At 69.8% G+C, this 12,358-nt stretch carries 13 protein-coding genes; 8 read left to right on the top strand and 5 right to left on the bottom strand.

Features of this window, described 5'->3' with window-relative positions:
• Positions 1-172: 172 nt before the first annotated feature.
• A complete protein-coding gene (locus tag ACFWY5_RS26735; protein ID WP_379613680.1) occupies positions 173-1,102 on the bottom strand; it encodes a calcium-binding protein in 930 nt (309 codons plus the stop codon).
• Between the two features lie 812 nt (positions 1,103-1,914).
• Positions 1,915-2,946, bottom strand: a complete 1,032-nt coding sequence (locus tag ACFWY5_RS26730) for a LacI family DNA-binding transcriptional regulator (RefSeq protein WP_379613678.1) — start codon at positions 2,944-2,946, stop codon at positions 1,915-1,917.
• A gap of 203 nt (positions 2,947-3,149) precedes the next feature.
• Between ACFWY5_RS26730 and ACFWY5_RS26725 the strand changes: the two genes are divergently transcribed.
• The 6 genes from ACFWY5_RS26725 to ACFWY5_RS26700 all read left to right on the top strand — a co-directional run bounded on the left by ACFWY5_RS26725 (position 3,150) and on the right by ACFWY5_RS26700 (position 8,647).
• Complete coding sequence (locus ACFWY5_RS26725) at positions 3,150-4,268, top strand: amino acid ABC transporter substrate-binding protein (protein ID WP_379613676.1); 1,119 nt, start codon at positions 3,150-3,152, stop codon at positions 4,266-4,268.
• A gap of 586 nt (positions 4,269-4,854) precedes the next feature.
• Positions 4,855-5,733, top strand: a complete 879-nt coding sequence (locus ACFWY5_RS26720; protein WP_379613674.1) for a branched-chain amino acid ABC transporter permease — start codon at positions 4,855-4,857, stop codon at positions 5,731-5,733.
• On the top strand, positions 5,717-6,703 hold the full coding sequence (locus tag ACFWY5_RS26715) for a branched-chain amino acid ABC transporter permease (RefSeq protein WP_379613672.1): 987 nt from the start codon (positions 5,717-5,719) through the stop codon (positions 6,701-6,703). Before ACFWY5_RS26720 ends, ACFWY5_RS26715 begins: the two co-directional genes overlap by 17 nt.
• Positions 6,700-7,428 (top strand): ABC transporter ATP-binding protein, encoded by a 729-nt coding sequence (locus ACFWY5_RS26710; RefSeq protein ID WP_379613669.1) that lies wholly within the window; start codon positions 6,700-6,702, stop codon positions 7,426-7,428. Before ACFWY5_RS26715 ends, ACFWY5_RS26710 begins: the two co-directional genes overlap by 4 nt.
• Entirely contained in the window at positions 7,421-8,167 is a 747-nt protein-coding gene (locus ACFWY5_RS26705) for an ABC transporter ATP-binding protein (protein WP_379635078.1), read from the top strand. Before ACFWY5_RS26710 ends, ACFWY5_RS26705 begins: the two co-directional genes overlap by 8 nt.
• Before the next feature lie 12 nt (positions 8,168-8,179).
• Positions 8,180-8,647, top strand: a complete 468-nt coding sequence (locus tag ACFWY5_RS26700; RefSeq protein ID WP_379635076.1) for a hypothetical protein — start codon at positions 8,180-8,182, stop codon at positions 8,645-8,647.
• 5 nt (positions 8,648-8,652) lie between these two features.
• Here the strand turns inward: ACFWY5_RS26700 and cydB are convergent, their stop codons facing one another.
• On the bottom strand, positions 8,653-9,546 hold the full coding sequence (cydB, locus tag ACFWY5_RS26695) for a cytochrome d ubiquinol oxidase subunit II (protein ID WP_379635074.1): 894 nt from the start codon (positions 9,544-9,546) through the stop codon (positions 8,653-8,655).
• Positions 9,547-9,556: 10 nt separating this feature from the next.
• Positions 9,557-10,894 carry a cytochrome ubiquinol oxidase subunit I gene (locus ACFWY5_RS26690; protein WP_379635072.1) on the bottom strand — a complete coding sequence of 446 codons (1,338 nt, stop codon included), beginning with the start codon at positions 10,892-10,894 and terminating at the stop codon, positions 9,557-9,559.
• A 203-nt stretch (positions 10,895-11,097) separates the two neighbouring features.
• Between ACFWY5_RS26690 and ACFWY5_RS26685 the strand changes: the two genes are divergently transcribed.
• Positions 11,098-11,343 (top strand): hypothetical protein, encoded by a 246-nt coding sequence (locus tag ACFWY5_RS26685; protein ID WP_379635070.1) that lies wholly within the window; start codon positions 11,098-11,100, stop codon positions 11,341-11,343.
• Positions 11,344-11,354: 11 nt separating this feature from the next.
• Positions 11,355-11,477, top strand: a complete 123-nt coding sequence (locus tag ACFWY5_RS26680) for a hypothetical protein (protein ID WP_379635068.1) — start codon at positions 11,355-11,357, stop codon at positions 11,475-11,477.
• Here the strand turns inward: ACFWY5_RS26680 and ACFWY5_RS26675 are convergent.
• On the bottom strand, positions 11,459-12,133 hold the full coding sequence (locus tag ACFWY5_RS26675) for a polysaccharide deacetylase family protein (RefSeq protein ID WP_379635066.1): 675 nt from the start codon (positions 12,131-12,133) through the stop codon (positions 11,459-11,461). The two genes, ACFWY5_RS26680 and ACFWY5_RS26675, sit on opposite strands and share 19 nt — an antisense overlap.
• Positions 12,134-12,358: the final 225 nt, after the last annotated feature.

The raw sequence follows: 12,358 nt of genomic DNA, 5'->3' as shown, positions 1-12,358 counted from the left end.
ACAGCGCTTTCTGGTACGGCACCGCGGTGTCGCCAGCCGGTGCCGCGCTCGGTCGACGGGGATTGCCGGTGTTCGCTGGTTCGCGGGTCTGCTTGTGCCGATCTGCTCCTGTTGGCCTGTTGGCCTGTTGGCCTGTTGGCCTGTTGGGCCGTGTGGCTGGGAGGGGGCCGGGTCAGGAGTCGGCGTGGGTGGTGTCGTCTCCGGGGCCGCCGATGAGGACGTCGGTGCCCCGGGTGCCGTAGAGGTGGTCGTTGCCGGGGCCGCCGTTCAGGGCGTCGGGGTCCGGCCCGCCGTACAGGGAATCGTCGCCGCGACCGGTGGAGAGGACGTCGCTGCCCGCACCCCCATAGACCTGGTCATTTCCCGAGCCGGTGAGCACCACGTCGCTGCCGTCGCCACCGCAGACCACGTCATCCCCGCCGAGGCCCCAGACCAGGTCGTCGCCGCCGAGCCCGGAGACCACGTCGGCACCCGAGGTGCCGGACAGCAGATCCCGCCCGTCGGTTCCCACGACGGTGGACGCCACCCCGGCGCAGACCGGTGTGCCCTTGAGCGACATATCCCGCATGCGGCCGATGTTGTCGAACGAACCGAACCCGACCCGGCCGGTGCCGAACGTCCTATCCGTGGCGGTCATGAGGGGTGTGGTCGACCCGTCCATGTACACGGCGATCTCGCCGGTCGCCACGCAGTGCCGTACCCGCACCCGGTGCCACTGCGCGTCGGTGACGGCAGGCGGCGCCCCCACCTGCCCGTTCCACTGGTGATCGAGCCGGAGGCGGTCCGCGTTGTTGACGACGAAGATCCCGTTGTGCGGGTAGATGGTGTTGTCCTGGGACAGATGCACGTAGTAGAACTGCGTATCCGACCGGTACCCGAACACGATGATCACGTCCCGGTTGCTGACGCTGACCGGCGTGTCCAGCCGTACGGTCGCCTCGATCTCTACCGACGCGAACTCCGGCCCGGCCGTGAGCACCGCGTACTCGAACGGCCGCCGCGGCCCCGGCCGCGCCACCCCCGCCTCGGCGAGAATGACCTGATCCCCGGGCAACCGCCACTTGGACGGCGTCACCGGCGCCCAGTTGCCGGCTCCGTTCACCTTCCGAACCACAGCGCTGCCCGGATCACAAGCAGCATGGCCGGAACCGGCGGACCCTGGGCCCCCCGAATCGTTCGCGACAGCGGACCCCGGCGCGAGCATCGCCGCACCGAGCACAGTAGTGGTGGCCAGGGCACATAAGCGCACGCGAAGGGCCGACATCCGGATCCTCTCGGTCGAGTGATCGACGGTTGTTATTCGTAAGCGCTTCCGAAAGCGCTTCCGTTAGCCTCCGGCCGAAGCGTAACTCGCCAAATCCCCCTGTCAATCCTTCACCCCCAACACCTGCCCCCAGCCCCCACACACCACCCCCACCACAACACCCCTCGCAACCCCGCTCCCCACCCACTCGCCTTCCCGCGCATGCGGCCTTCCCGCGCATGCGGCCTGCCCCGCGCATGCGGCCTGCCCCGCGCACGTGGCGTTCCCGCGCGCCTGCGCACTCACGCCATCCGCGCATCTCGCCCCCCACCGCATTCGCCGCGTCGCGCAGCGGGCCTGCGTGCCGCCGTACCACCAGCCGCTTCACACCACCGCGCCGCCGCAGCTCCACCAGCCGCGCCCCGCCACCGCTGCGCCTCCGCACCACCAGTGGGCCGCCGCGCTAGTGGCCCGCGTGCCAGCCAGCGGGTCTGCGTGCCGTCGCTCCACTGCTGCGCCATTGCGATCCGCGGGTGGCGGTTGCAGGTGTGGAGGCGCGGGTGTGGCGGTGGTGTGGGTGAGGCGTGTGGTGTCGGTGTGGCGTGTGATGTGAACGTGCGTGTGCGGCGCGTGGTGTGGGGGTGTATGTGGTGCTTGGCGTGGGGTGTGAGTTAGGGGTGGGGTGGGGCGGTGCTGGCTCGGGGGATGAGTTCGTGGGGGGTACGGCGGCGGCGGGGGCGGGAGACGGAGGGTTTGAGGACGAGTTCGAGGGCCTGGCGGCCCATGCTGATCATGGGGAGGCGGATGGTGGTGAGGGCGGGGTAGACGTCGGCCGCGGCGGGGATGTCGTCGAATCCGGCTACCGAGATGTCGGCCGGGACCCTGCGGCCTGAGCCCAGGAGCCAGGACAGGGCGCCGACGGCCATCGGGTCGTTCAGGGCGATGACGGCGGTCAGGTCGGGGTGGTTGTTCAGGAGGGACGCTGCCGCCGCGGCGCCGCCCTCTCTGGTGAAGTCGCCGGGGACCACCGGGACCGTGTGCCACGGCAGGCGGGCGGCGCCTATGGCCAGGCGGAGGCCGGCCAGGCGGTCCTCGACGGTGGTGAGGTTGGGAGGGCCGGACAGAACGCCTATGCGGCGGTGGCCCAGGTCGAGGAGGTGGCGCATCAGGGTGACGCCGCCGCTGAGGTTGTCGGGGAGTACGGCGTCCACGGGGAGGTGGTGGCGGCCGATGACGGCCACGCGGCCGCCCGCGTTGGTGAAGGAGCGGACTTCTGCGGCTATGTCGGTCTCTGTGCTGGCGTCCACGTAGCCCGATCCGGCCAGGACGATCGAGTTCACGCGGTGGGCGCGCAGGGCGCGGATGCGGGCGAGTTCGGCGGCGGGGTCGCGTTCGGTCTGGCTGATCAGGGCCATGTAGCCGCGGGACTCGGTCTCGCGCAGGACGCCTCGGGCGATCTCGCCGAAGTACGGGTCGCCGACGTCGTGGACGATCAGGCCGACGATCGTGGAGGGCCCGCCGGCCAAGGCCCTGGCGTGGCTGTTCGGGACGTACCCGATGCGGCTGGCCACGGCCTGTACGTGCGCGGCGACCACGGCGCTCACCCCCGCCGAGCCGGTCATGGCCCGGGACGCGGTGGCCAGCGAGACACCTGCGGCTCTGGCGACGTCGACGAGGCGTGGCGGAGCCGGACGATTGGCCATGGGCGCGCGACCCCCTTGTCCGCCGCTGAAACACGTGCCATCGTAACCGAAAGCGCTTACGAAAGCGCTTGCGTACGCCGGGAGGACCGGAAATGTCATATGTGCGCAAGGCAACGTTGGTTCTTGCATTATCGAGCTTGAGTATTTCCGCTTGTGCCAAGGCGGAGGACCAGCCCGCGGGTCAGGCGCCCACGACGGGGCCGGTGAAGATCGGCATCTCGCTCCCCCTGACCGGCGACTTCGCCGAGCCCGGCAAGGGCATCCAGGAGGGCTACAAGATCTGGGCCGAGCACGTGAACGCCAAGGGCGGGCTGCTCGGCAGGAAGGTCGAGCTGATCTTCCGCGACGACGCCTCGGACCCCAACCGCGTCACCTCCGACTACGAGTCTCTGATCACCCAGGACAAGGTGAACCTGGTCTTCGGGCCCTTCTCCTCGCGCCTCGTCATCCCCGCGGGCAAGGTCGCCGAGTCGTACGGCATGCTGTTCGTCGAGCCGGCCGGAGCCGCCAAGGAAGTCTTCGAGCAGGGCTTCAAGAAGCTGTTCTACGCGGCGCCCGCCATCGCCGACGACCACTACAACTACCTGGCCGACTACCTCATCAAGCTGCCCCCGGACCAGCGGCCCAAGACCGCCGCCTACGCCAGCCTCGACGATCCGTTCGCCCAGGGCACCGCGTACGGCCTGCGCGACAAGCTGGCCGCCGCCGGGATCAAGACGGTGGCCGACGAGGTGTACCCACCGGAGACCACCGACTTCTCGCCCATCGCCGCCAAGATCGCCGAGGCCAAACCGGACATCGTCGTCGGCGGCACCCAGTTCGAGGACTCCGTCGGCCTCGTCCGCGCGCTGCAGGAGCTCAAGGTCCAGCCCAAACTGGCCGCCTTCAGCACCGGGCCGACACTGCCCGAGTTCCCGGCGGCGGTGAAGGGCGCGGCCGAGAGCGTCATCTCCCCGGTCGGCTGGTCGGCCGGATCGGGGTTCACCGGCAACGACGCGCTGGTCAAGAGCTACAAGGACATGTTCGGCGGCGAGGCCAACGAGGACGCGGCCAACGGCTACACGGTCGGACAGGTCGTGGAGGCGGCCGTCAACGCGGTCAAGTGCGTGGAGCCGAGCAAGGAGTGCCAGGACAAGCTCGCCGCCCACCTCCGCCAGGCCACCTTCGACACCGTGGTCGGCCCCCTGTCCTTCGACGACCAGGGACGCCCCGAGCAGGCCCACATGATCCAGCAGTACGTGAACGGCAAGGTCGAGATCGTGCTGCCGGAGGGCTCGAAGGCACAGACGGCCAAGCTCGTGTTCCCGAAGAAGGAGTGGTGACCATCCACAACTCCATGGGACCTGGTACGGCCGGGAACCCTTCACGCCTTGGGAGGTCGGACGGGGGTCTGACAGATCTGGGGATGACAGACCACGGTCTGACAGCCCAGGGTCCGAGGGACCGGAGGATGGCGGACGAGGGTCTGTCGGACCGGGGTCTGACAGACCTGAGGATGCCGGACCACGGCCCGACAGCCCGGGGTCGGACAGGCCTGGGGCAGGCGGGCGAGGGTGTGGCAGGCCGGGGTTGGGACGGACCTGCGGGTGATGGACGAGGGGTTGTCAGGCCAGGGGCTGTCAGGCCAGGGGTTGATGGGCCAGGGATTGACAGACCGGGGGCGGTCAGACCAGGGGTTGATGGACCGGCGGCTGACAGGCCTGGGGTTGATGGACCGGGGGTTGATGGACCGCGGGCCGATGGTCAGAGGGCTGACAGGCCGCGGGTTGACGGGCCGCTGGGGTCTGACGGGGAACTGGAGGCTGACGGGCTGGTGGGATCTGGCGGGTCGGTGGGTCAGGGGTGGTTGGGCGGGGGTCGGGGGAGCCTGGGGTGTGGGCCTAGGGGCCGGTGGGGGAGGTGGGTAGCTTGACGTTGCTTCTGCAGGGGCTGGGGCTCGGGATTCTGACGGGCGGGCTCTACGCCCTGCTCGCCTCCGGCCTCTCCCTGTACTTCGGGGTCATGCGGGTCGTCATGGTCGCCCACCCCGCCTTCCTCTTCCTGGCCGCCTACCTCACCTACACCCTCCACACAGCCCTGGGCATGGACCCGCTGCTCACCATCCCCCTCACCGTCCCGGTCTTCTTCGTGCTGGGCGTGCTGGTCCAGCGCCTCCTGCTGGCCCGCCTGGCCTCCGACCAGGTCCAGATGATGTCGGTCCTGCTGACGTTCGGCCTGGCGCTGACGATCGAGGGCCTCCTCGGCACCATCTACACAGGCTCCTACAAGTCGGTCACCGTCGGCTACGACACGAAGAGCCTGACGATCGGGGCGGTCAGCCTGCCGTACGACAAGATCATTGCTTTTGGGGTGGCGGGGCTGACGCTGGCGGTGTTGTTCGGGGTGCTGGTGAAGAGCCGGTTCGGGCAGGCGTTGCGGGCGACGATTCAGCATCGGGAGGCCGCGCGGCTGGTGGGGATCAGGACGGATCGGGTCACGGGGTACGGGTTCGGCGTGGGGCTGGCGACGGCGGCCGTCGGGGGCGGGGTGCTGGCGTTGATCACGCCGTTCTTCCCGGCCTCGCACTGGGCCTGGATCGGCAAGCTCATGGCGATCATCGTGGTCGGCGGCCTGGGCAGCGTGGTCGGCGCGGCGCTGGCGGCAGTGCTGCTGGGTGTGGTGGAGGGCCTGGTGCTGGTGACGGTCGACGCCACCTGGGCCACGCTCATGTTCTACGCCTTCCTGTTCCTGACGCTGCTGCTGCGCCCGCAGGGGTTCTTCGGAGGCCGGCTTGCGCACCGTTTCTAAACTCCTCCTCCTCGCCGGTACGGCCGGCGCCCTCGCCTACCCCTGGCTGGTCCCGAACTACTACCTGGTCTACGCCGGAGTCCTGACGGTCATGTACGCCGCCATGGCCACCTCGTGGAACATCCTGGGCGGCTTCACCGGCTACGTCTCGCTGGGCCATTCGGCCTTCTTCGGGCTGGGCGCCTACGGCACCGGCCTGCTGATCACCCGGGCGGGCATGCCGTGGGTACTGGCGCTCCTGGTCTCGGCGGTGCTGGTGACGGTGGCCGCGGCGGTCATCGGGGTGGCGGCGGTCCGGGTGCGCGGGGCGTCGTTCGTGATCGTGTCGATCGCGCTGGTGTCGGTGATGAACCTGCTCGTGCAGGGCTGGCGGTCGCTGACCGGCGGCGCCACGGGCCTGCAGGTGCCGGCGCCGTTCGACCTGAGCAGGGGCCAGACGCACATGGTGTTCTTCTACCTGTTCCTGGCGCTGCTCGGCCTGGTGCTGCTGACCTGGTGGTTCATCTCGCGCTCGCGCTTCGGCGGCGGGCTGAAGGCGATCAGGGAGGACGAGGACAAGGCCGAGATGCTGGGCGTGCCGACGGCGGCGTTCAAGGTGGCGGCGTTCGCGGTGTCGGCGTTGTTCGTGGCGCTGGCGGGCGGCCTGTACGCGGTCTGGTTCCGCTCGCTCGACCCGATCTTCGTCTTCTCCATCGTCAGCGGCGTCTACATGGTGCTGATGAGCCTGCTGGGCGGGGTGCGCCACCTGTTCGGCCCGCTGCTGGGCGCGCTGATCATCGCCCCGGCGGGGGAGTACTTCCTCATCGCGCTCGGCGAGTCGCAGATCCACCTGACCGCGACCGGGGTGCTGCTGGTGCTGGTGGTGCTGTTCATGCCCGAGGGCATCGTGCCGAGGCTGATCGGCCGGCCGAAGGGCGCCTCGATCAGGGAGGACACCGCGGAGCAACGCCTTCAGGAGGTCAAGGGATGAGCCTGCGAACCGAGGGTCTGGCGAAGGCGTTCGGCGGGGTCACGGCGGTGGACGGGGCCACGGTGGAGATCCGCGAGGGCGCGATCAACGGTCTCATCGGCCCGAACGGCTCCGGCAAGACGACGTTCTTCAACCTGGTCACGGGCCTGATCCGGCCGGACGCCGGCCGGGTGCTGTACAAGGGCAGGGAGATCACCGCCTGGTCGCCGCACCGCATCGCGCACGCGGGGCTGGGGCGCACGTTTCAGTTGTGCCGGATATTTCCGCGCATGACGGTGCTGGAGAACATGCTCGTCGCCGTCCGCCGCACCCGTCTGCGGGAACTGCTCGCGGGCAGCCGGAACACCGCCGAGGTCGAGCGGGCCCGCCACTGGCTGCACAGGATGGGCATCGAGCACCTGGAACACGCCGAGGCGCGCCACCTGTCGTACGGCCAGCAGAAGCTCCTCGAACTGGCCGCGATCTTCATGGGCGACCCCGACCTGGTGCTGCTGGACGAGCCGGCGGGCGGCGTCAACCCGGCGCTGATCGACCGGATCGTCACGCTGGTGCGCGATCTCAACGCCGAGGGCAGGACGTTCCTGGTCGTCGAGCACAACATGGATGTGGTCATGGGCATGTGCGATCACGTGGTGGTCTTCGACCGCGGCGCCCCGATCTGCGAAGGAACCCCCGAGACGGTCCAGAGCGACCCGCGCGTGCTGGAGGCGTACCTAGGTGTCTGAGCCGCTCCTGTCACTCAAGGACATCACCGCGGGGTACGGCAGGGCCGCCCTGGTCCTGCGCGGCCTGTGGGTCACGGTCGAGGCGGGCCAGGTCGTCTGCCTGGTCGGCCCGAACGGCGCGGGCAAGTCGACCGTGCTCAGGGTCGCCAGCGGCCTGCTCGCCCCCCGCTCCGGCAGCGTCGTGCTGGCCGGCGAGGACGTGACGGGACGCTCGCCGCAGGCGCTGCTCGACCGCGGACTGTCGCACGTGCTGCAGGGCCACAGCGTCTTCCGCGAGATGACGGTCGCGGAGAACGTCCTGCTGGGCGGCTACACCGTGCGCGACAAGGCGCGCCTGCGCGAGCGCGAGGAGGCGGTGAAGGAACTGTTCCCGATCGTGGCCGAGCGGTGGGGCGGCATCGCCGGCCTGCTGTCGGGCGGGCAGCAGAAGCAGGTGGAGTTCGCCCGCGCGCTGATGCTGGAGCCCAAGGTGGTCCTGCTGGACGAGCCGTCCATGGGCCTGGACCCGAAGACCACGCAGACCGTTTTCGACCAGATCGACCTGATGCGCCGGGCCGGGGTGGCGGTGCTGCTGGTGGAGCAGAACGCCCGCCGCGCGCTGGAGATGGCCGACGTGGGCTGTGTCCTCGACCTGGGCGCCGTGCACATCTCCGGACCGGCCCGCGACCTGGCCGCCGACCCCCGGCTGGGCGCCCTCTACCTGGGCGGAGCGGCCGCCCGAAATGGCCCCCAAACATGACAAGATGTGCGAATGTCTCCAAAGGACTGGAAGCGCAAAGAAAACTGGCTTGACCAGGACAATCTCATCTATGCCGGGTTCATCGCGATCGGCATCGTCCTGGTCCAGCCGTTCCTGACCGTGGCCGAGCTCGACGTCGCGGCGCTCATCTGCGTGCTGTCCTTCTCGGTGTCGATCCCGCTGCTGGCCGTGCTGACGATGATCAACCAGCTGCGCAAGACCCACCGGTTCATGGGCTCGACGCCGCTGCTCAACATCGCCAAAGGAGTTGCGCCGCTGACCTCCTGCGTCGGGGTCGTGGCCGCCTTCTGGCACATGTCGTGGATCGCCGGATTGGTCCTGCTGGTCAGCGGCACCGTCGCGGTGATCGCCTACGGCGGGTTCTTCTCGGTACTGCCCCGCGAGATGGGCGGTGAGGGGATCGTGCCTCCGGAGCAGTCGATCCCTCCGGAGCTCGACGAGCCGCACCCCACCGCCTGACCCGCTCAGGCGGGCACCAGGACCCGCTTCCTGAACACCCAGTACGTCCAGCCCTGGTAGAGCAGCACGAACGGCAGCGTGATCAGCCCGATCCAGCTCAGCATCGTCAGCGTGTACGGCCCCGAGGCCGCCTCGGCCAGCGTCAGCCCCGGCAGCGGCATCGGCGCGAGCTCCAGGAAGACCGCGACCGAGGTCAGCACGATCGCCCCGGCCGTGGCGGCGAAGGCCCAGCCCTCGCGCCGCCGCCAGATCAGCGCCGCGGCCCCGGCCAGGGCGGTGGCGGCGGCCAGCGCCGCGGCCGTGCCGGCCACGCCGCCGCCCAGCCGCGACAGCGCCAGGACGCCCACCGGCACCACGAGCCCCGAGGCGGCCAGCGCCGCCGTCCGCGCCCGCCGCCGCAGCGGCCCCTCGGTCCTGAGCGCGAGGAACACCGCGCCGTGCAGCACGCTCACCGCCAGCGAGAACACCCCGCCGAGCAGCGCCGCGAGCCCACTGGCGAACAGCATGTCGGCGAAGACCGCCCCCCACAGGAACGCGGGCAGCGCGCTCCCGGCCACGATGCCCGCATCGCACCAGAACGTGTTGGTCACCTTGCCGCGCCACTCCAGCCCGACCCCGCGCACGATCAGCCCGACCAGCACGAGCGCGACCGGCAGGTAGAACGAGCTGAACATCCCCGCGTACCAGGCCGGGAAGGCGGCGAACATCGAGCCCACCGCGGTGATCAGCCAGACCTCGTTGCCGTCCCAGACCGGGCCGATCGTCTGCAGCGCCTGCCGCTGCTCGCCGGCGCCGCGCGAGACGAACGGCGCCAGCATCCCCACCCCGAAGTCGAAGCCCTCCAGCACGAAGTAGCCGGTCCACAGGAAGGCGATGATCACGAACCACAGATCGATCACGGTCAGCTCCTCAGTACGCCAGCGCCGGTTCGGGCTGGGCGGCGACGTTCGCGGGCTCGTCGAGTCCCTTGCGCACATGCCTGGTCAGCAGTACGGCTTCCGCCACCGCGAGCCCGCCGTACAGCAGAGTGAAGATCACGAGGGTCGTGGCCACCTCGGCGAGGCTCACGCCGGGCGAGACGCTGGAGGCGGTGAGCAGTTCGCCGGCGACCGTCCAGGGCTGGCGGCCCACCTCGCTGAGCAGCCACCCGGCGATCACCGCCAGGAACGGCAGGGGCAGCGCCAGCACCAGCACCTTGGCCAGCCAGTCCGGCAGCGGCCGTTTCCTGCGGGTCAGCCACAGCCCCAGCACCGACAGCGCGACCGTGCCGAGTCCGAAGACGAGCATCACGCGGAACGACCAGAAGACCACCTCGGGGTTCGGCCGGTAGTCGCCGGGGCCGAACTGCTGCTCGAAGCGCTTCTGCAGGTCCTCGGTTCCGGCGATCACCGCGTCGGGGTCGTGGGTGGACAGGAAGCTGAGCACCTTCGGCACCTCGAGCCCCGGCACGATCGAGAACGGCGCGCCCGCGGTGTCGCGCTTGAGCCCCTCGGCGGCGGCCAGCTTCATGGGCTGCTGCTCGTGCAGGAGCCTGGCCGACATGTCGCCGGTGCCCGCGACGACGACTCCGGCGACGGCGGTCATCAGCAGGGCGGCGCGGGCGGTGCCGCGCCACATGTCGTCGCGGTCCTTCAGCCAGCGGTAGCCGCAGACGGCCAGGACGAAGCCGCCCGCCACGATGAACGCCGAGGCGATCACGTGCGGCACCTGGGCCAGCGCGGTGGAGTTGGTGAGCACCGCCCAGAGGTCCGTCATCCTGGCCTTGCCGTTCTCGACCGTGTAGCCGACCGGGTGCTTCATCCAGGCGTTGGCGGCCAGGATGAAGTACGCCGACAGGTTCGAGCCGATGGCCGCGGCCCAGATCGTGGCCAGGTGCACCTTCTTCGGCAGCCGGTCCCAGCCGAAGATCCACAGGCCGAGGAACGTGGACTCCATGAAGAAGGCCAGCAGCGCCTCCATGGCCAGCGGCGCCCCGAAGACGTCGCCCACGAAGATGGAGTACTCACTCCAGTTCATCCCGAACTGGAACTCCTGCACGATGCCGGTCACGACGCCCATCGCGAAGTTGATCAGGAAGAGCTTCCCGAAGAACTTCGTCAGCCGCAGGTAGTGCTCCTTGCCCGTGCGGTGCCAGGCGGTCTGCAGCCCGGCCACGAAGATGCCCAGGCCGATCGTCAACGGTACGAAAAGAAAGTGGTAGACGGTGGTGATGCCGAACTGCCACCGTGCCAGGTCAAGTGCGTCCATCTGTCCCTCACGGGTCCCTGAGCTCTACAGCCTGTAGTTCATCTACTAGAAGTAGTACTACAAGCTGTAGAGCAACGGGGCGGCGAGCTCTGCGATCTTTGTCACAGCCGGAGAAAACAGGTTCGCCGAACGTGGAAAAGTGCGATGACTTCCCGGGCGGGCCGGGGTCTAAATAGGCACAGACTCAGAGAAAGGCACGGGAGATGACCACCATCGAGCTGGCCCAGGTGCTCTTCACCTCAGCCCTGCAGCCCTCCGACATCCTGACCTCCGACCGCGTGCGCACCGTGATCGACGACCGCCTCTGCGCCTGCGGGGGCGACACCTCCGGGTGCGCCGCCTACGTGGCACAGGAGGCCGGCGACCACCCCGACGCGTTCGCCGCCCGCATGCGCTGGGCGCTCGGCGCGGTCACCGCCGCCTACCCCGCCTACCGGCTCGCGGCCTGAGGAGGACCGTCATGCACCCCTTGTTCCGCGAGATCATCGCACCGCCGCTGTGGGAGGCGCCGCCGGAGGAAGAGCGGCGGCACCGTCATCGCCGCCGCGCCGTCCTGGTCAGGCGTCAGGTCGCGGCCAGATAGGCCTGTAGGTCGCCCAGCTCGTAACCCCGCCGCTTGATCTTGTCGATCAGGATGCGGAAGTCCCTCGCCAGGTTGGGACGGAAGTGCAGCAAGAGGATGTCACCGGGGCGCAGCCTCTTGTCGGGAACCTGGTAAGCGATCTTGCCGCCCGGCTGCACGCTGGCGGTCCACAACAGAACGTCCCTGATGCCGCAGGACTTCGCCGCGGCCAGGGTGTCGGCGTTGTAGTTGCCGAACGGGGGCCGGAACAACGCCGGACGGGCGCCGATCCGCCTGCCGATCAGCCGGGAGGCGCCGCAGATCTCCGCGCGCTGGGCGTCACGGCCCAGCAGCAGCAGGTTGGGATGGGTGAGCGTGTGGTTCTCCACCGCCACCCCGGCCTCGCGCAACTCCTGGAAGTACCCCCACTTGCCCGCGCCGACGAAACGGCCCGTGCCGCCCGCCGGGTCGGGCGTGCCCTTGGCCTCGACCGCGTCGCGCATGGCGAAGGCGGTGATCGGGATGCGTTCCTCGCGTACCTGCTTGACGAAGCCCGGGTCCTGCTCCCAGCCGTCGTCGATGGTCAGGAAGACCACCTTGCGCCGGGTGGGGATCGAGCTGATCACCCTGGGGCGTGGGCCGGCGATCTTGCGTACCTCCCCTGGGCGGGGTTTCACGCCGGCCGGTTCCTGGGGTCGCGGCGTGGGTGACGTCTGCTCCGGTGGGGGGTTAGCGGCCGGTTGGGCCTGCCCCGCCGTACAGGCCGCGGTCATCGCCGACAGCGCCACCATCCCCGCCGCGCACGCACGGCGCGGCCCCCCGAAGATCCCCCTGGCCATGGCGCTCCATCATGCCAGCTCGACGAGGACTTCCCGCGGTTCTCGGCGGGAGTTGCCATGCGG

Source organism: Nonomuraea sp. NPDC059007, assembly GCF_042740555.1.
Lineage (GTDB): Bacteria > Actinomycetota > Actinomycetes > Streptosporangiales > Streptosporangiaceae > Nonomuraea.
Note: the sequence above shows the minus strand (reverse complement) of the source record. Positions and strands in the feature narration are given on the sequence as shown.